Source organism: Acinetobacter sp. 24-47-66 (assembly GCF_056779755.1).
The window spans coordinates 1-20,334 of sequence record NZ_JBWYIL010000010.1; the positions used below are offsets into that span (position 1 = coordinate 1).

The 20,334-nt window shown below is 41.6% G+C and carries 24 protein-coding genes; 20 read left to right on the forward strand and 4 right to left on the reverse strand.

Features of this window, described 5'->3' with window-relative positions:
* The coding region (locus AC1M84_RS10040; RefSeq protein WP_481594927.1) for a hypothetical protein at positions 1-453 on the forward strand (453 nt) is incomplete at its 5' end.
* Between the two features lie 22 nt (positions 454-475).
* On the opposite strand, the gene AC1M84_RS10045 is transcribed toward AC1M84_RS10040, so the two are convergent.
* Complete coding sequence (locus tag AC1M84_RS10045; protein ID WP_180028366.1) at positions 476-1,411, reverse strand: LpxL/LpxP family acyltransferase; 936 nt, start codon at positions 1,409-1,411, stop codon at positions 476-478.
* 235 nt (positions 1,412-1,646) lie between these two features.
* Here AC1M84_RS10045 and AC1M84_RS10050 point away from each other — a divergent pair, with 235 nt between their 5' ends.
* The 5 genes from AC1M84_RS10050 (at position 1,647) to AC1M84_RS10070 (ending at position 5,745) form a co-directional block, all read left to right on the forward strand.
* Complete coding sequence (locus tag AC1M84_RS10050) at positions 1,647-2,522, forward strand: urease accessory protein UreD (RefSeq protein ID WP_481588653.1); 876 nt, start codon at positions 1,647-1,649, stop codon at positions 2,520-2,522.
* A gap of 96 nt (positions 2,523-2,618) precedes the next feature.
* Positions 2,619-2,921 carry an urease subunit gamma gene (ureA, locus tag AC1M84_RS10055; protein WP_035270654.1) on the forward strand — a complete coding sequence of 101 codons (303 nt, stop codon included), beginning with the start codon at positions 2,619-2,621 and terminating at the stop codon, positions 2,919-2,921.
* 22 nt (positions 2,922-2,943) lie between these two features.
* Positions 2,944-3,252 carry an urease subunit beta gene (locus tag AC1M84_RS10060; RefSeq protein WP_035270651.1) on the forward strand — a complete coding sequence of 103 codons (309 nt, stop codon included), beginning with the start codon at positions 2,944-2,946 and terminating at the stop codon, positions 3,250-3,252.
* 12 nt (positions 3,253-3,264) lie between these two features.
* The gene (gene ureC, locus AC1M84_RS10065) at positions 3,265-4,965 is read left to right on the forward strand and encodes an urease subunit alpha (RefSeq protein WP_481588654.1); all 1,701 of its coding nucleotides are present in this window, start codon (positions 3,265-3,267) and stop codon (positions 4,963-4,965) included.
* Positions 4,966-5,208: 243 nt separating this feature from the next.
* Positions 5,209-5,745 (forward strand): GNAT family N-acetyltransferase, encoded by a 537-nt coding sequence (locus AC1M84_RS10070; RefSeq protein WP_481588655.1) that lies wholly within the window; start codon positions 5,209-5,211, stop codon positions 5,743-5,745.
* Positions 5,746-5,767: 22 nt separating this feature from the next.
* Here AC1M84_RS10070 and AC1M84_RS10075 read toward each other — a convergent pair whose 3' ends face one another.
* On the reverse strand, positions 5,768-6,241 hold the full coding sequence (locus tag AC1M84_RS10075; RefSeq protein ID WP_481588656.1) for a nucleotide triphosphate diphosphatase NUDT15: 474 nt from the start codon (positions 6,239-6,241) through the stop codon (positions 5,768-5,770).
* Positions 6,242-6,574: 333 nt separating this feature from the next.
* On the opposite strand from AC1M84_RS10075, the gene AC1M84_RS10080 reads away from it, so the two are divergent.
* From AC1M84_RS10080 to AC1M84_RS10125, 10 genes are all read left to right on the forward strand, one after another.
* Positions 6,575-7,459: a SphA family protein gene (locus AC1M84_RS10080; protein WP_481588657.1), complete on the forward strand. Its 885-nt coding sequence runs from the start codon at positions 6,575-6,577 to the stop codon at positions 7,457-7,459.
* 45 nt (positions 7,460-7,504) lie between these two features.
* On the forward strand, positions 7,505-8,839 hold the full coding sequence (locus AC1M84_RS10085; protein WP_180028361.1) for an acetamidase/formamidase family protein: 1,335 nt from the start codon (positions 7,505-7,507) through the stop codon (positions 8,837-8,839).
* Positions 8,840-8,948: 109 nt separating this feature from the next.
* Positions 8,949-10,151: an aromatic ring-hydroxylating oxygenase subunit alpha gene (locus tag AC1M84_RS10090; protein ID WP_180028360.1), complete on the forward strand. Its 1,203-nt coding sequence runs from the start codon at positions 8,949-8,951 to the stop codon at positions 10,149-10,151.
* Between the two features lie 11 nt (positions 10,152-10,162).
* The gene (locus AC1M84_RS10095; protein WP_092766725.1) at positions 10,163-10,516 is read left to right on the forward strand and encodes a hypothetical protein; all 354 of its coding nucleotides are present in this window, start codon (positions 10,163-10,165) and stop codon (positions 10,514-10,516) included.
* Between the two features lie 12 nt (positions 10,517-10,528).
* Positions 10,529-11,020 (forward strand): nuclear transport factor 2 family protein, encoded by a 492-nt coding sequence (locus AC1M84_RS10100; RefSeq protein ID WP_092766726.1) that lies wholly within the window; start codon positions 10,529-10,531, stop codon positions 11,018-11,020.
* A gap of 34 nt (positions 11,021-11,054) precedes the next feature.
* A complete protein-coding gene (locus AC1M84_RS10105; RefSeq protein WP_481588658.1) occupies positions 11,055-12,326 on the forward strand; it encodes a styrene monooxygenase/indole monooxygenase family protein in 1,272 nt (423 codons plus the stop codon).
* Entirely contained in the window at positions 12,313-12,837 is a 525-nt protein-coding gene (locus AC1M84_RS10110; protein WP_481594928.1) for a flavin reductase family protein, read from the forward strand. The genes AC1M84_RS10105 and AC1M84_RS10110 overlap by 14 nt, the downstream gene beginning before the upstream one ends.
* Positions 12,834-13,604, forward strand: coding sequence for an SDR family oxidoreductase (locus AC1M84_RS10115; protein ID WP_481594929.1), 771 nt, complete (start codon positions 12,834-12,836; stop codon positions 13,602-13,604). The genes AC1M84_RS10110 and AC1M84_RS10115 overlap by 4 nt, the downstream gene beginning before the upstream one ends.
* Positions 13,601-13,933, forward strand: a complete 333-nt coding sequence (locus AC1M84_RS10120; protein WP_481594930.1) for a non-heme iron oxygenase ferredoxin subunit — start codon at positions 13,601-13,603, stop codon at positions 13,931-13,933. The genes AC1M84_RS10115 and AC1M84_RS10120 overlap by 4 nt, the downstream gene beginning before the upstream one ends.
* Before the next feature lie 5 nt (positions 13,934-13,938).
* A complete protein-coding gene (locus AC1M84_RS10125) occupies positions 13,939-14,931 on the forward strand; it encodes a 2Fe-2S iron-sulfur cluster-binding protein (RefSeq protein WP_481594931.1) in 993 nt (330 codons plus the stop codon).
* A 35-nt stretch (positions 14,932-14,966) separates the two neighbouring features.
* On the opposite strand, the gene AC1M84_RS10130 is transcribed toward AC1M84_RS10125, so the two are convergent.
* On the reverse strand, positions 14,967-15,614 hold the full coding sequence (locus AC1M84_RS10130; protein ID WP_481587611.1) for a response regulator transcription factor: 648 nt from the start codon (positions 15,612-15,614) through the stop codon (positions 14,967-14,969).
* A complete protein-coding gene (locus AC1M84_RS10135) occupies positions 15,605-17,092 on the reverse strand; it encodes a PAS domain S-box protein (protein WP_481594932.1) in 1,488 nt (495 codons plus the stop codon). The genes AC1M84_RS10130 and AC1M84_RS10135 overlap by 10 nt, the downstream gene beginning before the upstream one ends.
* 392 nt (positions 17,093-17,484) lie before the next feature.
* Between AC1M84_RS10135 and AC1M84_RS10140 the strand changes: the two genes are divergently transcribed.
* From AC1M84_RS10140 to ureG, 4 genes are all read left to right on the forward strand, one after another.
* Complete coding sequence (locus AC1M84_RS10140; protein WP_481594933.1) at positions 17,485-18,372, forward strand: DMT family transporter; 888 nt, start codon at positions 17,485-17,487, stop codon at positions 18,370-18,372.
* Between the two features lie 170 nt (positions 18,373-18,542).
* On the forward strand, positions 18,543-19,028 hold the full coding sequence (gene ureE, locus AC1M84_RS10145) for an urease accessory protein UreE (RefSeq protein WP_180028353.1): 486 nt from the start codon (positions 18,543-18,545) through the stop codon (positions 19,026-19,028).
* A complete protein-coding gene (locus AC1M84_RS10150) occupies positions 19,015-19,680 on the forward strand; it encodes an urease accessory protein UreF (RefSeq protein WP_481590387.1) in 666 nt (221 codons plus the stop codon). The genes ureE and AC1M84_RS10150 overlap by 14 nt, the downstream gene beginning before the upstream one ends.
* A 22-nt stretch (positions 19,681-19,702) precedes the next feature.
* Positions 19,703-20,317, forward strand: a complete 615-nt coding sequence (gene ureG, locus AC1M84_RS10155; RefSeq protein WP_035266791.1) for an urease accessory protein UreG — start codon at positions 19,703-19,705, stop codon at positions 20,315-20,317.
* The last annotated feature ends 17 nt before the right edge of the window (positions 20,318-20,334 follow it).

Sequence of the window (20,334 nt, forward strand, 5' to 3'; positions counted from 1 at the left end):
GAAGCTAAAGAAGCTAAAGAAGCTAAAGAAGCTAAAGAAGCTAAAGAAGCTAAAGAAGCTAAAGAAGCTAAAGAAGCTAAAGAAGCTAAAGCACAGTCTTTTGCTCAAAAATTAACGCCTGAACCAACAGCCTATCAATGTTTTGCTGAGCAATGTCCAAGGGTGGATTTAAAAGAGATTCAAATTGATCTCAACGGAAAAGTACCAAAATTTATAACCCCTGTTGCTGTCGGGGAAATTCATGCAAATCAATGGACTCGTTTAGGTACGGAGTTCAATGTAAATTGGACAGATCAGAATCAAAATAAAACTTCAGAAAAGCTGATATTAAATGTCTTGGACATGCAGCATATCACTTTAAAAGATGAGTTAGGCCGTATCAACCGCTATAAGATGGTAGAGGCGAAAAAGCCTGATACTGATAAAAATTCAGATGTATTAAAAACACAATAAAAAAGCGGCTCAGCCACTTTTTTTAATAAATTTTTTCAAAACCTTCCGGACGTGTTTTAAATCTACGGTGGAACCACATATATTGGGTTGGTGCTAAACGAAGTTGATTTTCAATAATCAAATTTGTTCGTGTCGCGTCTGCAATTTCATCTTCACTTGGCATATTGTCTAACGCAGGTTCAATCAAAATATGATATTTCGGATTTGCAATATCACCTTTACGGTAGAAGTAAAGTGGAATCGCAGCAGCTTTGGTCATTTTTAATATACGGCGATGTGCAGTTACAGTGGCTGCGGGTACACCAAAAAAGGGCGCCATAACACCTTGTTTAAGACCAAAATCTTGGTCGGGACTATACCAAATAGGTCGTCCTTCTTTTAAATGACGGATTAATCCACGCATATCATCATGGTCGATTTGATGGGTATAAATCGTGGCACGACAACGGTAAATCAGCATGTCTAGCAAAGGATTATTTTGCGGACGATATACGACATCTGGATCAAAATACTGGGCACAGACATATCCACCTGCATCGAGTAGGGTAGAGTGTGTACCAAGTAGTAAAGCCCCACGCCCTTCAGCTTGCGCTTGTTGAATATGTTCTAAACCTTCAATCGTTACACGATCTTTAAACCATTTGGGACAATACCAAGCATTCAGTGTTTCAAAAACACCGACCATTTGATCAATAAAGACTTGGCGAGAATTTTCATAACGAAGTTCGGGCATCCATTCAGGAAAGCAGACTTCCAAATTTCTTAAAGTTGTTTCACGACGTGAACGCAAGTATTTGAAAGCTACATTTCCCATCAGATAAGCTAAACGATGCTGAATTGCCCAAGGTAATATCGCAAGGAGCATCAGAAATATAATACCAATCCAAATGCCCCAATATTTTGGCATTAAGAAAGACCACTGGAACTCTCCCGGTTGGTAGTTTTTCTGTTTACTCATATTCAAACTTGATAACAATTTAAGGTAATTCACTATATTAGCACGAACTGTTTTTTTTCGGCGAAGGCAACAATCGGATTCTTTAGAAAAACGTTCTTAGATTTTTCACATGAATTACTCATCAATAACAACATTAAGTGCCTAAAAACCTTTAACCAAAATTAGCTTGAGCAAACTTGGTGCAATTTTTGCAGAACATTTACTGAAAATGATATGAATACGAAGATGACCGTGAATGAATCAAGTATTGTTCAATGAGCCAGTCAAAAATGCACAGTATTGGTTTGCTAAATTAGAGTTAGGTTTTACCAAAGATTCAAATCGCACAATTTTGGCGCATCGTAAGCACTTTGGACCTGTTCGCGTGCAAAAGATGCTGTGGCCTGAAAAAACAGGAGTATGTCATGCCATTATTGTTCATCCACCTGCTGGAATTGCTGGTGGAGATCATCTCACCTTTGAAATGAAAATAGATCAGGATTCGCATGCTTTGGTTACCACACCTGGCGCAGGGAAGTGGTACAAAACCAATCTTAAACAAGCATTTCAACATATTCATATTCATGTACAAGATGAGGCGATTTTCGAATGGCTTCCTCAAGAGACGATGCTCTTTAATGGTGCGAATGCAAATTCAGAGACGATCGTACGTTTGGACGCTGCTGCCAGTTTTATCGGTTGGGATATGTTGGTAATTGGACGGCAAGCACGACATGAAACCTTCTCGCAGGGTGCTTACCAAAATAAATTTCAGCTTTATCAAAATCAGAAAATATTGGTTGCAGACTGTTTAAATTTTAAAGGCAATGATCGTTGGTTAAAGTCTTGTTTAGGGATGAACGGTCATGCAGTGATGGCCAGTTTTTGGGCAGTGCCTCCAGAACAATACCGGTCAAATTTCTATCTTGATCAACATATTGATCAAATTCGTGAATTAATCATGCGTATGAATATTAACGTCACATTGACGTTACTCGGTTACGTCGTGACCGCACGTTATCTCGGACATGATGTACGTGAGTGTCATGATGCATTTGCTGCAATTCGTGCAAAGCTTCGTCGTTATTGGTTTGATCTTGATGAAGAGTTCCCAAGAATTTGGCGCACATAAATTTATTCTTGTCATAGCAACCTAGTTAAGTTGTTTTAACACAAACATTTGAGCACACATCTTGCATCAATATTTAAAGATAGTGAGGAAAGCATTATGGAACTAACACCTACAGAAAAAGACAAAATGCTGATTTTTACTGCGGGGCTTGTAGCGGAAAGACGCAAGGCCCGTGGTTTAAAGCTGAATTATCCAGAAGCAGTGGCTTACATTTCTGCCGCACTATTAGAAGGTGCACGTGATGGAATGAGTGTGAGTGACCTCATGCATTTTGGAACAACATTGCTAAAACGGGATGAAGTAATGGAAGGCGTAGCTGAAATGATCGCAGAGGTCCAAGTGGAAGCGACATTTCCTGATGGTTCAAAACTGGTCACTGTACATCAACCGATTGTGTGATGTCTGAGAGGAAAAATTAAATATGATTCCAGGTGAAATCATTACGTCCGATACAGACATTGAAATGAATGTCGGACGGGCAACGCTCAAAATGACGGTAGCAAATGCAGGGGATCGACCGATTCAGGTTGGGTCACATTATCACTTTGCTGAAGCGAATGATGCGTTGCAGTTTGATCGTGAGTTAGCACGAGGATATCGACTGAATATTGCGGCAGGTACAGCGGTGCGTTTTGAGCCAGGACAGAGTCGAGATATTGAACTTGTTGCACTCGCAGGTAAGCGTGAGGTGTATGGGTTTGCGGGTCGTGTTATGGGTAAGTTGGATTAAGGGAAAATAATAATGAAAATGTCACGCCGTGCTTATGCGGAAATGTTTGGTCCAACGGTAGGTGATCGAGTTCGTCTCGCGGATACTGAGCTGTTTATTGAAGTTGAACAAGACCTCACTACCTATGGTGAGGAAGTGAAGTTTGGCGGTGGTAAAGTCATTCGTGATGGCATGGGACAATCACAACTGTTGGCAGACGATGTTGCCGATACGGTCATTACCAATGCACTCATTGTCGACTGGTGGGGCATAGTTAAAGCTGACGTGGGGCTGAAGAACGGTCGTATTTGGAAAATTGGGAAAGCAGGCAATCCTGATATTCAACCAGATATCACCATTCCACTTGGTGCAGCGACGGAAGTGATCGCTGGTGAAGGACAGATTCTCACCGCAGGCGGTGTCGATACGCATATTCATTGGATTTGCCCGCAGCAAGTTGAAACCGCACTGATGTCCGGTGTGACCACCATGATTGGTGGTGGTACAGGCCCTGCGGCAGGAACCTCTGCAACCACTGTCACACCGGGTCCGTGGCATATTTCAACCATGCTGCAAGCCATTGATGATTTACCGATGAATATTGGTTTATTGGGTAAAGGCAATTTGAGTCAGCCTGAGCCGATTCGTGAGCAAATTCGAGCAGGTGTGGTCGGTTTAAAATTGCATGAAGATTGGGGTTCAACCCCGGCAGCGATTGATAATTGCCTGAGTGTTGCCGATGAATTTGATGTGCAAGTGGCGATTCATACCGATACCTTAAATGAAAGTGGCTTCTTGGAAGAAACCTTGGCGGCATTTAAAAATCGTACCATTCACACGTACCATACCGAAGGTGCAGGCGGTGGACATGCGCCTGATATTTTAAAAGCCATTGGTCAGCCGAATGTGTTGCCATCTTCCACCAATCCAACTCGTCCGTATACCATCAACACGATTGATGAGCATTTGGATATGCTGATGGTTTGTCACCATTTAGACCCTGCGATTTCTGAAGATGTGGCATTTGCAGAAAGTCGTATTCGCCGTGAAACCATTGCTGCGGAAGATATTTTGCAGGACTTAGGTGCCATTGCCATGATGTCATCAGACTCGCAAGCGATGGGGCGTGTCGGTGAAGTGGTGATTCGTACGTGGCAAACCGCGCATAAAATGAAAGTGCAGCGTGGACCTTTAGAGGGTGATAATGCGACACATGACAATAATCGGGTCAAACGTTATATCGCCAAATATACAATTAACCCTGCCATTACGCATGGTTTAAGCCATGAAATTGGCTCGGTTGAAGTGGGGAAACTTGCCGATTTAGTGTTGTGGAAGCCTGCATTTTTTGGGGTGAAGCCTTCGATGATTATTAAAGGTGGCATGATTGCAGCTGCGCCGATGGGAGATATTAACGCTTCGATTCCAACACCACAGCCTGTGCATTATCGTCCGATGTTTGGGGCAAATGCGCGCGGTGTGCATAACACCTGTATCACCTTTTTATCCCAAGTCGCCATTGAGGCAGGTGTACATGAAAAATTGGGTCTGAAAAAGTTGATCAGTCCATGTAAAGGTACACGCGATATTCAGAAGAAAGATATGAAACTAAATACCTATTGTCCTGTGATGGAGGTTGATCCTGAAATTTATGAAGTGCGAGCCGATGGGAAATTGCTAACCTGTGAGCCTGCGGAAGTATTGCCGATGGCACAGCGGTATTTCTTGTTTTAAAGTTGTCTCTAGAAAAGATAATTACTGTGATAGGTGATAAAGTCTTATGTAATTAATAAGACTTTATCATTAGATAGAATTCATCGATTTATTTTAAATACATAAAAATTTCAGCGGAATAAACGCGTTTGCTAAAAGAAATTAAACACTGAATTAAAATATATAAATTTTAAATTTAATCGATATTAGAAGTTTTCCAAGCACAAGAAATATTAAATTTAATAGATTCATAGAGGTACTCTAATGATTGAAACTGAGAGACTAATATTAAGACAATGGAAGGAAGCAGATTACTCATCTTTTATAAAAATGGGTTTAGATCCAGATGTTATGAAATATTTTCATGAAGTTTTGACCCCACAACAGAATATTGAGATGGCGGAAAAAATTTATGAGTTAATTGAACGAAACGGGTGGGGCTTTTGGGCTGTAGAGTTGAAAGATACTAGTGAGTTTATTGGTTTTATTGGATTGCACAATCAACCAGTGTTATTCGAATTTTCTCCATGTGTTGAAATTGGATGGCGGTTATTAAAAAGATATTGGGGAATGGGGTACGCAACAGAAGGTGCAAGAGCTGCATTGATATATGCTTTTGAAGAGCTTAATTTAAATAAAGTAGTTGCATTTACAGCTTTGACAAATAAGCCTTCAGAAGCAGTTATGAAAAGGCTAGGTATGACCGAAGTTAAGCAATTCAAGCATCCAGAATTACCTACAGGGCATATTCTTGAAAATCATATTTTATATGAAATAAATAAAGATACCTTTATAAAATAATTTTGAAATTAATTTATTAAAACTAATCTTTCTTAGACAAGGAATATACAGACCATTTTTTATCTTGAAATTGTTTGAGCCAATGTCTAATCATGACTTCAGTTTCAGAAAAAAGTGGTTGTGGAAGCTCATCAATGCTAAACCATTCCCAACGCTCAAAAATCTCAGATTCTGTCACGCAAATTTGAGTTTTTAAACGTTCATCTAAAAGTTGATAAATCGTTCCGAACGTAATCTTCACCGCCTCAGCATTTTGATCAATGATCGTATTTAAGGGTTGAATAGACTCAATATATTGACTCAGATCTAAAGCAGTTTCCTCTAACAATTCGCGTACTGCAGCATCTTCAATTGATTCATGGGCATCCATTTTTCCACCCGGGAAACACCATGAGGCAGGTTCATCATTTTTGTTTCTATAACCCAATAGAACTTTTTGACGTTGATCAATCAACATGATGCCCACGCCGATGATGGAGTTGCTTTTAATATTCATGATTGTGCACATCTAGCTGCTCTGTGTTCTACAAAGTACAACAGCGATATGACAACGCTAACTTTCAAATGTTTCAAAACATGTAATTTAAATAAAAAATCATTCACATTTATAGGGGATTTTACCTATCACTATAGTGAAGAAAACCTATTTTATTTCTCTAAAACCTCTATACCAGTGAGAATAAATCAATATTTCTACAAGATAATCCCTTAATTCAACATAGATTCATCCTTATATTTCCCAGCCTCCTTTCAAGACTAGATTAAGACATGCGCTAGACGATTTAGAACATCGCCAGCAAGGAATTTAGCAACGAGGGGGATGCGGTAAATGGTAAGGAAATATCTAACTTCTGTGGCATTGACCACATGTCTTTTCAGTAGCGCAAGTTTAGCGCTTGCCGCTGAAAATGGCGGAAGTGCTTATCCAGATGGGACAGAGAGTTTTTTTGGTGGCGCAATGCCGCCACCTGGGATGTATCTCGTCAGTTATAACCAATACTACAACGCAGATAAATTTAAAAATGATCATCCAGTATTTGATGATTTTAAAATTGATACTTTTGCCACAGTTGCTCGTGGTGTCTATGTCAGTGACAAAACATTTTTAGGCGCGACATGGGGCATGCATGCATTCCTTGTATATGCCCATGCAGATCTTACATTAGGTGGTCGTCAAGATGATCACATGGCAATGGGTGATCTCATTATCGATCCATTCTTATTGGGTTGGCATAAAGGGGATTGGCATGTGGCGACAGGTGTCGACTTTTATATTCCAGTTGGCTCTTACAACAAAAATAGACTCGCAAATATTGGACGTAATTATTACACCATTCAACCGATTATCTCGACCACATACTTAAATAAACAAGGTATCGAAGTCAGTACCAAGTGGATGTATGACATCAATTTCGAGAATAAAGATACCAAATACGAGTCGGGTAATGCTTTGCATGTCGATTACTTAGTCGCGAAACACATGGGACCTTTGGCGGTTGGTGTTGGTGGTTACGTACATCGTCAGCTTGAAGGTGACTCAGGTGAAGGTGCTGTTTTAGGTGATTTTAAAGCTAAAGCAGCCAGCGTAGGACCACAGGTTCGCTATCAATTCCCTAAAGGGTATGCAATCGCAGCGAAATATCAAAAAGAATTTGATGTTGAAAACCGACCAGAAGGTCAGAAGTTCGCAATTGATATCACCATTCCATTTTAAAACATTGTTACCCAAACATTAGAGCAAGCATATAGAGGTAAGGCCATGAAAATTGAGAATCAAGAATATGCAGCAGGCAGTGCTGGAGCTGTCGATTATTTAGTGGTGAATGAGTTTTCAGGCGGTATCGTCGGACCGAGCCAACGTATGCTTGGCCCTTTAAAAAATGGTGGGACACTTAAAACTGGTACACCTCCAGGATGCTGGGGTCCCATGATTACACCTGCATTCCAAGGTGGGCATGAAGTAACACTGCCTGTCTTTATTGAAGGTGCAGAGGTGGGCGATGCTGTCGCTTTAAAGATAAAACACATGCATGTGACCTCTACGGCGACCTCATCTGGTGTGATGCAATTTGTTGAGGGGCGTTATAAAGGCGATCCGTTTGTTGCGAAATATTGTGAGGCATGTGGTACTGAACAGCCTGCAAGTTATGTAGAAGGGATTGGCGACGACGCGATTCACTGTAAAAACTGTGGTGCAGAAGTCAGTGCTTTTCGCTTTTCACATGGTTATGTGATCGTGTTGGACGAAGAAAATAAAGTGAGTTTGACGGTCAATCAAGAGATTGCCAACAAGTTAGCTGGTAATGCCAATGAGCTTTCTGCATTACCTGAACATGCTGCACAGCATTCTATTCTATCACTAGCGCGTGCTGACATGCCGGGTGTTGCTGCACACATGCGTCCATTCCTCGGAAATATTGGTACGACACCTTCACGTGATTTACCAGACTCTCATAACTGTCACGACTTCGGTCAGTACTTGATTAATGCACCGCATAAATTCGGGATGACTGAAGAAGAGCTTATCGCAGCCAAAACTGACGGTCACATGGATACCAATTCGATTCGTCCAGGCTGTATTTTGATTTGCCCTGTGAAAGTACCAGGTGCAGGTGTCTACATGGGAGATATGCATGCGCAACAAGGCAATGGTGAAATTGCAGGGCATGCCACGGACGTTTCAGGCGAAACAGAATTACAAGTGGAAGTGATTAAAGGCTTAACTATTGATGGTCCAATTTTACTTCAAGCACCAGATGACTTACCACCAATGGCACGTCCATTTACCAAGGAAGAGCGTGAAAAAGTGAAAGCTTTAGGTGCGCGTTGGGGACAAACTGAAATTGAGGAAAGTGGTCCAATCACATTTATGGGAACAGGTAAGAACCTCAATGATGCAACGGACAATGCTTTAAATCGAGCGGCAAAAGTCACAGGTTTAAGTGTGGATGAGGTTATGAACCGTTGCACAATTACAGGCTCTATCGAAATCAGCCGTTTACCAGGAATGGTACGTGCAACCTTCTTATGCCCAATGCCAATTTTAGAAAAATTGGGGATCGCAAACTTAGTTCGCGAACATTACCAACTTTAATTCATCACGTGAACGGCGGTTGATTCGGGTGATTCAAACGCTGTTCGAAAAAAGCATGAAATTTACTGAACTTAAAACTTAGAAACGAGAACTTGAACAGGAATGTCATATGAACAGTAATGCAAAACTCCGTTGGGGCGATTTATATCCAGAACTTGGTATTGAGCCTATTCCAACCGAACCATGTATTTCGCCAGAGATCTATCAGGAAGAAATTGAAAAAGTTTTCTCAAAAGTTTGGTTGAAAGTGGGGCGTGTAGAAGAAATACCAAAGAAAGGCGACTATAAAGTTAAACGCTTAGATTTTGCTAAAACCTCAGTCATTTTAATGCATGGTAAAGATGGTGAAATCCGTGGATTCCACAATATTTGTTCACACCGTGGTAACAAAGTTGTGGTGGAAACCGGCAATGAAACCTTTGGTTCAAACAAAGCCGCAGTCGTGACGTGTCGTTTCCACGGTTGGGTTTACGATGCTAAAGGTGATTTGGTCAGCGTACCTGAAGAAGAAAAATTCACATCTTGCTTTGACAAAGGTCATAACGGTTTAGCACCAATACGCACCGAAGTGTGGGAAGGTTTTATCTTCATCAATTTGGATAATGACGGCACTCAATCGGTAGAAGAATTCTTAGGCGGTATGGGACAGCATTTAGGCGGTTATCCATTCCATGAAATGGAAGAATGCTTTGCCTATAACACAGTTCTGAACTGTAACTGGAAAGTCGCTCATGACGCATTTGCTGAAGCGTATCACGTGGCGACCATTCATGCAGGCTCTTTCCCGAATGTATTCGCATCAGGTTTACAAGAAGTGCAATTGTTTGGTGATCATCGTACTTGCGCTGTGTGCTTAACCAAAAACGCCAATCCAAAACCAGCGGCTGCATTGTCAGGTGAGATCACTGGCGCATCATTGGTGAATCACTATGAACGTGTTCAGCTACCTAAATCAGTCAATCCAAATGATCGTGATGACTTCTCGTTTGAATTATCTGTCATTTTCCCGAATATCTTGGTGCATGTGACTGAAGGAGTATGGTTCACCCATCAGTTCTGGCCGGTCGGCCATAACCAAACCCGTTGGGAGGGTCGCTATTACCTGCCTAAAGCGAAAACCTATTCAGAGCGTTGGGCGCAAGAGTTTGCACAAGTATTACAACGTAATGCGTGGTTAGAAGATACTGCCACCATGGAAGATACCCAAGAAGCACTTGAGTCTCGAGCGAAAAAAGTGATGCATCTACAAGACGAAGAAATCCTGATTCGTCACGGTTACCACGTTCTTGAACAATACCTGAATCGCGCATAAGGAGAATGCACATGTCAAACATCATTTCACAATTGCCAGCTGACTTTGCAAGCTTAGAACCTTTTGTTGCGAAATGGGCTTTAGGAACGGGTAAGCAACGCCATGAAGCGCGTTTGAACTCAACCAAAGAAGAATTGCAAGCATTTTACGATGCTATTTTGCCCGAAATGCGCAAGCTACTTGCCGCACTCGATCAATATGTCCTAGGGACCTTACCTGAAGAGCTTCATAAGTTGTATTGGTTAAGTCTCAGCTTTGCTGAAGTTGCACCACACATCGAGCTTTATAAGGGTTCAGTTGGCGTACCGTATGCATTTGCGGAGAACCGTTTCATTTATGAAACTGGTGACATGGTCAACGTTTAAGAGGAATACAGGATGAGCCAGCACAATCTAGAACAGCGTTTGCATTATCTGGAGGCCTGCGAGGCGATTCGTGGCCTGATCGGTCGCTATGCAACAGCGGCTGATCAGCGCAACAATCCAGCCATTTTACAGCATGTATTTCACCAAAATGCCGTTTGGTGTGCTAAGGGTTTTGGGGAGTATCAAGGACGTCAAAATATTTTAGAGGCATTGTCCAATATTGCAGAGGCTCAAGTGTTATGGAGCTTACATATTATGGCCATGCCCGATATACAGCTCCTAGATCAAGACCATGCAAAGGCAACTTGGATGTTATGGGAAGTCTGTAATTTAGCCGAGGAATCAACAACAGCCGCAACAGATCAAGTTAAACCTGCAACGACCTGTTGCTTAGGTGGATTTTATAAAACAGAAGTAAGTCGGAATGAGCAGGGTGAATGGAAATTTGAACGCGTCGAATTGAATTTGACCTTCAATCAACCCTATCCGAACACAGTTAAATAGGCACTGAATCAATACGGCCTAAGGGGAATTTAAGATGAGAAAAATTGCAATTATCGGTGGTGGACAAGCAGGCTTATTACTCGCGTTCTCGCTACTCGAAAATAAATATGATGTCACTTTATATGTAGATCGCCCTGCGGATGAATTGTTACACGGTCGTATGGTCAGTACCACGATGTTCTTCGCCAATACATTAGAGTTTGAACGCAAACTTGGTTTGAATTTCTGGGATGGGAAAGCGCATCGTGGTCAAGCATTGCATGTCGATTTTCGTGCACCAAACGGCGATATCATGTTACCTGTGACTGGTTTTTTACATGATAATGACGGTATTGCCATGGACCAACGAACCAAATATCACCGTTGGTTAGAGGAATATCCGCGCCGTGGTGGCAAGCTCATCATTCAAAATGTCAGTCCAGAAGATTTGGAAGTAATCACTGCTGAAAATGATTTGACGATTTTGGCGGCAGGTAAGGGCAATATCACGAGTTTATTCAAACGCAATGAAACACGTTCAGTGCATCAAACGCCGCCACGTAAATTGGCTGCTGCACTCGTCGTAGGTGATGATTTGTGTGGTCCAAATAGTTGGCAAGGTCAACCATCTCAGACTTTGCATTTTAATTTTGTTGCAGGTGCAGGTGAATACTTCAGTATGCCGTTCTATAGTCACACGCATGGTCCATGTCGTAGTTTCTTATTTGAATGTGTACCGAATGGTCCAATGGATATCTTCGATGATGTGACGTCTGGCGAAGAAATGGTCCAACGCATGAAAGAAGCGGTTGCCAAAGTAACACCAGATCAAAGCTTCCGTATGGTCGATAATATGGAATTAAGTGATCCAAATGCATGGCTCAAAGGTGCATTCCGCCCTGAAGTTCGAGATCCTGTTGCAACCTTAGATAACGGTGCAAAAATTTGGGGGATTGGAGACACTGTCATTGTAAATGATCCAATCGCAGGACAAGGCGCAAACAATGCAACTCGTATGGTGGAGCATTATTTAGCTGCGATTTTAGCACGAGGTGATGAAGACTTTAGTGCAGATTGGATGACAGAAGTATTCGAGCAATTCTGGGAAAAGTCAGGTCGTTATACCACAGAATTTACCAACTTGCTGTTAAACCCACCAAGTGAAAGCTTATTGCAAGTGTTAGGCGCAGCATCGCAAAACCAAGCCATTGCAGATGATTTTATGGGGCATTTCAACAATCCATGTGGTTTCTGGCCAGCGGTAGATGGTGAAGCTGGGGCAAAAGAATACTTGTCACGAAAGGAGTTTCAACATGCAGCTGCCTGAATTACTTTGGCAGGATGTTGATCTGGCGGAAGCGAAATCGCTCCGTCAGGCATTTGGTGGCTTTGCGACAGGAGTGGCGATCGTCACTTGCCTAGACCAAGATCAACAACCTGTAGGGTTGACGATTAATTCCTTTAGTTCAGTGTCTTTAGATCCTGCATTGGTGTTATGGAGCTTAGTCAATCACTCTCCAAGCCGATCTATTTTTGAAAATGCTGAATACTTCGCCATTAATATTTTAGGTGCACATCAGCAGGAAGTAGGCTTAAACTTCGCTAAGCCGATTGCGGACAAATTTCAGTATGGTACGTGGAAAATTCAAGGTTCGAAAGCACCTATTTTAGAAGGTTGTGTGGTGCAGTTTGTTTGCAAACGTGAACAACAAATTGAAGCAGGCGATCATCAAATTTTCTTAGGAAAAATTGAGCAATGTCGTCACAGTAACCAACGTCCACTGTTGTTCTGCAAAGGTCAATTTAATGAATGGCTTGAGTACAAGGAGGTTTCATGACAGACTTAAATGGCAAAGTGGTCCTGGTGACAGGTGGTGCAACGCACATTGGTCAAGCCGTGGTGCAAGAATTAAAAAGCTTAGGTGCACAAGTCATTGTTGCCGACATTAATCAAACACAAGGTCAGCAAGTGGCAGACGCAACCCAAGCGCAATATGAATTTTTAGATCTCGCTAATGATGACAGTATTCGCACATTAAGTGCCAAATTAACACAGTTAGATATTTTGGTGAATTTGGCGTGTTTGTATGAAGATCATGGATCTGCCTCAACACGTCAAGATTGGCAAAATACTTTTAATGTGACCGTGTTTGGTCATGCAGCACTGGTCCAGGCATGTCGACCTTTGCTGCAGGCCAGCGTTGATGGTGCAGTGATCAATATTAGCAGTGTCAGTGCACGCATTGCACAAAAAGAACGCTGGGTCTATCCAGCGTCTAAAGCAACTTTAGAACAACTCACACAAAGCATGGCGCTTGATCTAGCGCAAGATGGTATTCGTGTACATGCACTCTCATTAGGTTGGACTTGGTCAGTACCAATGCAAATGATCTCTGGCGGAGACCGTACCAAGACGGACCGCGTGGCAGGACGTTTCCATGTGTTAGGGCGTATTGCGGATGCAGAGGAAGTCGCACAAGCATTAAGTTTGTTGTGTAGCCCGAAAGCAAAATTACTGACAGGCAGTGTGATTCATGCCGATGGTGGTTATCACATTCTAGGTCCTGAAGCCACAGATTCACCCATAGAGGAGTTAAGCCAATGAACATTAAAATGACCAATGTTGCTGAGAAATTTTTGTGTTCAACCTCTGATTTGGAACAGGGTGAGGGACTACAAGTCATCATTGACGGTTATCCGCCATTGGCAGTATTTCACTTAGAAGATGGCGAGTTCTATGTCACCGATGATACCTGTACACATGGTGATGCATCATTGGCAGATGGTGAAATTGATGGCTGTGAAGTGGAGTGCCCATTTCATGCAGGTGCATTCGATATCAAAACAGGTGAACCTTGTGGGGCGCCATGTACGATTCCACTGAAAACCTATCAATCCATCGTGCGTGAAGATAAAGTCTATTTGGTAGAGTGATGCCGATGTATAAAATTCAAATTGAAGGTCAAGGCACATTCAACTGCGCAGCGGATGATGTATTGCTCCGCGGTGGCTTACGTGAAGGGTTAGGCATTCCTTACGAATGTAATGCTGGTGGTTGCGGGACGTGTAAAATCGAAGTCCTGTCAGGTGAAGTGGAAAATTTATGGGCAGATGCACCTGGATTAAGCGATCGTGATAAACGTAAAGGTCGGTTACTGGCGTGTCAATGTCGTCCTAAATCGGATTGCGTGATTAAGCTTCGTTTAGATGAAAAATGCGTACCCAAAGTGATTCCAAAAGTACAAAAAGTGAAGCTTAAACATGTGCAATTGGTGACTCATGATATTTTGGAAGTGCATTTGCAATCCGATGAACCTGCACAATTTATCCCAGGACAATATGCCTTAGTTTGGGTGAATCAAGAGTTACTTCGTGCCTATTCGATGTCCAATCTGCCGAATGACGACGGTTTATGGGTCTTCCAAATCCGCCGTGTTCCTGATGGTAAGATGACCAATGTACTGTTTGATGAACAGTTGCGTGAACAAGCAGAAATACAAATTGATGGTCCATACGGTTTAGCACATTTACAAGAACAACCTCGTCCGATTGTCTGTGTGGCAGGCGGTTCAGGTCTTGCCCCCATGTTAGCGATTGCACGTGGTGTTGCAGTCAATCCACATTTGAAAAATCACAAAGTCTGGTTTTTCCATGGTGGACGTGAACAGCGTGATTTGTTCACTGAAAATCAATTACGTGACTGGACAGAATTAGGGGAACGCCTCAATTATGTACCTGCAACCTCCTCTGAATTCATTGAAGGTATCCGTTCAGGCTTTATTCATGATGTCATTCAAGATGTATTAGGTGAACAATTGATTGAGCATGAAATCTATTGTGCAGGTCCACCACCGATGGTGAAATCAATTGAACAAATGGCTCACCAAGCTGGTATTCCACAACAACAAATTCATTTTGATCGTTTTTTTTAATCGAACATATCATCTTTCTCCCGCTCAGGCGATGGTTAACCCATCGCCGGTACTGAGCGATCACGACACATCAAGACCATATTGACGATCTGTGCGATAGATTCAGTTCCTAACTTCTGACGAATATGAGTGCGGTGAATTTCTACTGTTTTATGGCTGATATTCAACATTTGTGCAATATGTTTACTCGAAAGTCCATCGACCAATAAATTGATAATCTCACTTTCTCTTGGTGATAAAGATTTCAATTTAATCATCTGTTCTTGACGTTTTTCTTCTTCGATAAAATCTTGTTCAGCAAGTTGTAGACAGGCTTGGATTTGATTAAGCATATGTTGTGGATTAAAAGGTTTTTCTAAAAAATCAAATGCTCCAGCTTTCATCGCGTTGACCGACATTGGAATGTCGCCGTGGCCAGTCATGAAAATGATCGGCATACGGGTTTTTTGTTGGTTCAATTGTTGTTGTAATTGCAAGCCACTCATTCCTCGCATACGAATGTCAAGAATCAAACATGCAGGCGTTTGCGGGCGCTGATAATTCAGGAATTCAGTAGCACTATTGAATGTTTTGGTTTCGAGTTGCACGGAATCGAGCAACCATGTGAGTGAATTACAAATGTCTTGATCATCATCTATCACATACACAATGGGCTCGGGAACATGAGAATTGGTTAAATACATTTTGTACGCTCCTGTGCTGCCAGAGAGATATTAAAAATAGCGCCGGACTCACCTTCACAGACCCATAAATAACCATGATGGTTTTCAATGATGCTTCGAGACAGAGTTAAGCCAATACCCATGCTGTTGTTTTTACTTGAATAGAAAGATTCAAAAATTTGTTCTGGATTTTGCCCTTCGAGTCCAGGCCCATTATCTGCAATTGCAATTCGAGCATGTTGGTTATGTTGCCAAGTGCGGATATAAATGTCCCTTTCACCCTCAGGGTTAGTTTGTAGAGCATCGACCGCATTGAAGATGAGATTGATAATGACTTGGCTAAAGAGCGTTTCATCTGCTGATATAAAAATAGGCGAAACACTTAATTCATAATGGATGGTACATCCACCTTGATCTGCTTTAAGCTTAATCAAAGGATGTAACTCTTGAATAAGATGACTCACAGAATGAATCTGGAAATTCGCTTCGCCTTTACGTAAAAAGCTTCTCATGCTGTGAATAATGCCATTGACGCGATGTGTTTGATTTAAAGCAGCATTGAGGGCATCAAGAGTCTCTTGTGTGTTGGCTAAACCGTTTTGAATGCGAATAATACTACCTCCAACGTAATTGTTGAGTGCAGCCAGTGGTTGATTTAATTCGTGGGCGAGCGCTGTAGCCAGTTCGCCCATCGTTTTGCAACGTGACATATGACCAAGTTGCTTTTCACGAGCACGTGCTTTTTCTTCAGCTTCAATACGCTCAGTGATATCACGATAATTCACCAATATTCCCTGAATATCAGGGTGATCTAATAAGTTACGATAGGTTGCCTCGTGGTGTCGCCATTTTCCATTGTGGTGCAAGATTTTGTAATGAATCACACCAACTGCACGTTGTTCTGTTTTCTTAAATAGAAGCTGTCTGACTTTAATACGATCATCAGGATGAATTGCAGTTAACACATTCTTATTGAGTACAAAGCGATCCCGATAACCAAGAATACCTTGTAATGATGGGCTGGCATAAAGTAGTTTGCCTTGTAAGTCGAGAATAGCAATTCCATCTCCCGAATGCTCAAGCAGCATTTTGAAATATTGATCTTTAGACTGTAGAGCATATTGATACTTTTTGATTTCGCTGATGTTACGTACTAGAGCGAGAAGCTTTGGTTCATTTTCAATCTCAACTTTTTTAAGACATACTTCAACTGGGATATGACGTTGGTCTTGAGACTCTATTAACCATTCAAATGTGATTGCTTCGTCTGTTGTATTGGCGGCCTGTTGAACTTTTCGGAGTGCATGATGCAAATCAAAACCATGTTGAAAAGCACTGATCTTTTCAACGTTCATTTGTGTCAATTCAGATTTACTATATCCAGTAAGTTCTACAGCGGCTTCATTGGCATCCATAAATTGGACACTGCCAATATCATGTACAAAAATTGCATCGCCCGCTTTATCAAAAATAGTTTGATAATATTGTAAGCTGGTCATTGTAGGTCCTTACCTGAGATGGCTTCCGGCTATCGGGTATAGGGTGAAATATCGTCACTGATAAATCATTTTTTTTATAAGTAAATACTGCATTAAGGGGCAGCATCTTGCAATTAGACTTAGGGTCTAATTACATACTTTTAACATATAAAAATATTCATGTGATAAATTTATCAGTGATCTCAATGTTATGCAATTTAGATACCATGTTACTTCAACTGATTTAGGTGACAGTTACACGAGGAATGTTAGCTCAAAAAATATCATCTTTTTATCTAACGAATAAAATCAAACTTTATGCTATCTACATACAATCCTTTTTTGATTAGTCATTACACTGGATGAGGCATAGAATAAAACCCGTCAGTCCTACTCATTAAAGTGATATTTTTATGGCGTTCAGTTGGATTCTCTTTACCCTCATGGCTGCTTTTATGCAGGCTTGGCGCAATGCCTTTCAAAAACAATTGAGTACCACTGTCGATGTATGGGGCGTCACCCTTGCACGCTTTATCTTCGCCTTGCCTTTTGCATTGATTTATTTGAGTAGCCTTTATCACTTCTCACCTGTAACAGCGACTGTTCAATTTACGACAAAATATTGGGTTTATATTTTTATCGCAGGCATTAGCCAAATTTTAGCCACTGCATTGATGGTGCAGTTATTTAAACAAAAAAACTATGCCATTGGCGTGGGACTGGCTAAAAGTGAAGCGATCTTAGCTGCAATCATTGGCGTTGCTTTTCTCTCTGATCATTTGTCATGGTTGGCATGGTTTGGGGTGTTACTGGGTGGTTTTGCTGTGTTTCTGTTGAGTCGGGGACATGGTTTTACTGGATTTTCACCCAAAACACTGATGATTGGCATCGTGAGTGGTTTGTGTTTTGCTATCACTTCACTATTGGTTAGAGAGGCCAGTCTTGAACTGACAATGTTGCCAACAATTCATCGTGCTGCATGGGTATTACTGTCGGTGATTGGCTTTCAATGTCTGAGCATGCTTTTGTATCTCAGCTTATTCCGTCGTCAAACCTTGCTGGCGATGTGGCAACGTCTAGGACTGATCTTTAAAGTCAGTGTATGTAGTTTTATGGCATCTCTCGGATGGTTTACTGCCATGAGTATGATGAGTGTCCCAGTGGTCAAAACGCTCGGTCAGATTGAGATTTTGTTTAGCTTATTGATCTCCGCTTATTTCTTTAAAGAAAAGTTAGCGAAAGCCGAACATTGGGGATTAGCTTTAGTTGTGATTGCAGCAATCTTGGTGATTTGGGCTTAAACATTTTTATAGATCATTGAATATTCTTTAATAAGAAGAAGGGGATGCACCAATAGATTTCATGTTGGCATGAATAATGCTTAATTTTGATGCGTAAATGGATTGATGTTGAACAAGACATTTCGCGAGTTGAAATTAAAGCAAAGTATTCAAGCGACAATAGGAAAGGCATGAAAATCTATACTCAAAGAATAGAAGCAGTGACAGAAGATCAAGCTTTCGAAACTGTGCAACTCAACTTTGATACACGACAAAAGAGCCGTTTTCGTGCAACTTTAGTTTCAGGGTGCGATATTGGTGCAGATTTACCGCGCACAGGTATTCTTCGCGGCGGATCATTTATTGCAACTGAATCAGGTGACTTACTGCGGGTGGACGCATTGCCCGAACGCCTGATGTGTGTTCAAGCTTCTTCTGAATTTGAGCTTTTGAAAGCAGCCTATCATTTAGGGAATCGTCATGTCCCTCTTATGCTCACGCCTAGTGCACTATATTTTGAACCTGATCATGTCTTAGCCGAAATGGTCGAAGGATTGGGTTTAATGGTCACGGAAGTGGATCATCCATTTGAGCCAGAAAGTGGTGCTTATGCTCAGCATGCACATGATCATCGTCTAAGCCCAATCAAAGCGATTCATGCTCATGCGCATCACTAATGCAGCTCACTTACTCAAACTGTTAACTTTGTCCTCTACAGCTTTGCCTGTAGGCGCTTATTGCTATTCGCAAGGTGTTGAAAGTGCGATCGATCAAGGTTTGATCCATGATGAGCAATCCAGTATTGCGTACTTCGAAGAAGTTCTGGAAATGCTTTTGGTTCGTTTTGAGCTACCTGTATTGAAGCGTTTGATGCAGGCCCATGATGATGAACAGCAGTTTAATCATTGGGCGCAGTTGTATCGAGCCAGTCGTGAAAGTCGTGAGTTATTGGCTGAATCGCAGCAGTTGGCATTTTCCTTGAACGCATGGATTAAAGATGTATTGAAAATGCCCGTTACGGTCAAAAAACAACTTGGATTTGTACCTGTATATGCTCAGTTATGTGGGCGATTGGATCTGAATATCGAAGATGTTTTAACGGCGTATACGTTTACTGTTTTAGAAAACCAAGTACTTGGCGCAGTCAAAACTGTGCCGCTCGGTCAGATGAGTGGTCAACGAATTTTGTGGCATTTACATGGCTTAGTCCCAGACGCCATAACGCATGCAATGTGTATAGAAGATCATCAACTTAGCAGTGCCTTACCTCAATATGCCATGCTCAGCATGTCTCATGAAACACAATATTCGCGTTTATTTAGATCTTAAAAATTATCATAAGGAATCAATCATGTCAGAACGTTCTCCTTTACGTGTCGGAATTGGTGGACCAGTCGGATCTGGTAAAACAGCACTGACTTTAAATTTATGCCGTGCATTGCGTAATAAATACAATATGGCGGTGGTGACCAATGATATTTATACCAAAGAAGATTCCAACTTCTTAACTCGTCATGAAGCCATGTCACCCGATCGTATTGTGGGGGTGGAAACTGGCGGTTGTCCTCATACGGCTATTCGTGAAGATGCCTCAATCAATTTGGCAGCGATTGATGACTTATGTGAAAAGTTTGATGGTCTAGAGTTAATTATCATTGAAAGTGGTGGCGATAATTTGGCAGCAACGTTTAGCCCTGAACTGTCTGATCTGACGCTATATGTGATTGATGTTGCTGGTGGTGAAAAAATTCCACGTAAAGGCGGTCCAGGCATTACCAAGTCGGACTTACTGATTATCAATAAAACAGATTTGGCGCCAATGGTTGGAGCGAATTTGCAGGTGATGGACCAAGATGCCAAGCGTATGCGAGGAGATAAACCGTTCTTGTTTTCAAACATGAAAACTGAAGATGGTTTAAACGAGATTATCAGTTTTATTGAAAAACAAGGTTTATTCAAAGCTTAAACAAGAGGGCTTAAAGG

Excerpts from the sequence above, each read along its gene's own strand:
- AC1M84_RS10045 (WP_180028366.1), bottom strand. The coding sequence starts at position 1,411 with ATGAGTAAACAGAAAAACTACCAACCGGGAGAGTTCCAGTGGTCTTTC.
- AC1M84_RS10050 (WP_481588653.1), top strand. The coding sequence starts at position 1,647 with ATGAATCAAGTATTGTTCAATGAGCCAGTCAAAAATGCACAGTATTGG.
- ureA (WP_035270654.1), top strand. The coding sequence starts at position 2,619 with ATGGAACTAACACCTACAGAAAAAGACAAAATGCTGATTTTTACTGCG.
- AC1M84_RS10060 (WP_035270651.1), top strand. The coding sequence starts at position 2,944 with ATGATTCCAGGTGAAATCATTACGTCCGATACAGACATTGAAATGAAT.
- ureC (WP_481588654.1), top strand. The coding sequence starts at position 3,265 with ATGAAAATGTCACGCCGTGCTTATGCGGAAATGTTTGGTCCAACGGTA.
- AC1M84_RS10070 (WP_481588655.1), top strand. The coding sequence starts at position 5,209 with ATGATTGAAACTGAGAGACTAATATTAAGACAATGGAAGGAAGCAGAT.
- AC1M84_RS10075 (WP_481588656.1), bottom strand. The coding sequence starts at position 6,241 with ATGAATATTAAAAGCAACTCCATCATCGGCGTGGGCATCATGTTGATT.
- AC1M84_RS10080 (WP_481588657.1), top strand. The coding sequence starts at position 6,575 with ATGGTAAGGAAATATCTAACTTCTGTGGCATTGACCACATGTCTTTTC.
- AC1M84_RS10085 (WP_180028361.1), top strand. The coding sequence starts at position 7,505 with ATGAAAATTGAGAATCAAGAATATGCAGCAGGCAGTGCTGGAGCTGTC.
- AC1M84_RS10090 (WP_180028360.1), top strand. The coding sequence starts at position 8,949 with ATGAACAGTAATGCAAAACTCCGTTGGGGCGATTTATATCCAGAACTT.
- AC1M84_RS10095 (WP_092766725.1), top strand. The coding sequence starts at position 10,163 with ATGTCAAACATCATTTCACAATTGCCAGCTGACTTTGCAAGCTTAGAA.
- AC1M84_RS10100 (WP_092766726.1), top strand. The coding sequence starts at position 10,529 with ATGAGCCAGCACAATCTAGAACAGCGTTTGCATTATCTGGAGGCCTGC.
- AC1M84_RS10105 (WP_481588658.1), top strand. The coding sequence starts at position 11,055 with ATGAGAAAAATTGCAATTATCGGTGGTGGACAAGCAGGCTTATTACTC.
- AC1M84_RS10110 (WP_481594928.1), top strand. The coding sequence starts at position 12,313 with ATGCAGCTGCCTGAATTACTTTGGCAGGATGTTGATCTGGCGGAAGCG.
- AC1M84_RS10115 (WP_481594929.1), top strand. The coding sequence starts at position 12,834 with ATGACAGACTTAAATGGCAAAGTGGTCCTGGTGACAGGTGGTGCAACG.
- AC1M84_RS10120 (WP_481594930.1), top strand. The coding sequence starts at position 13,601 with ATGAACATTAAAATGACCAATGTTGCTGAGAAATTTTTGTGTTCAACC.
- AC1M84_RS10125 (WP_481594931.1), top strand. The coding sequence starts at position 13,939 with ATGTATAAAATTCAAATTGAAGGTCAAGGCACATTCAACTGCGCAGCG.
- AC1M84_RS10130 (WP_481587611.1), bottom strand. The coding sequence starts at position 15,614 with ATGTATTTAACCAATTCTCATGTTCCCGAGCCCATTGTGTATGTGATA.
- AC1M84_RS10135 (WP_481594932.1), bottom strand. The coding sequence starts at position 17,092 with ATGACCAGCTTACAATATTATCAAACTATTTTTGATAAAGCGGGCGAT.
- AC1M84_RS10140 (WP_481594933.1), top strand. The coding sequence starts at position 17,485 with ATGGCGTTCAGTTGGATTCTCTTTACCCTCATGGCTGCTTTTATGCAG.
- ureE (WP_180028353.1), top strand. The coding sequence starts at position 18,543 with ATGAAAATCTATACTCAAAGAATAGAAGCAGTGACAGAAGATCAAGCT.
- AC1M84_RS10150 (WP_481590387.1), top strand. The coding sequence starts at position 19,015 with ATGCGCATCACTAATGCAGCTCACTTACTCAAACTGTTAACTTTGTCC.
- ureG (WP_035266791.1), top strand. The coding sequence starts at position 19,703 with ATGTCAGAACGTTCTCCTTTACGTGTCGGAATTGGTGGACCAGTCGGA.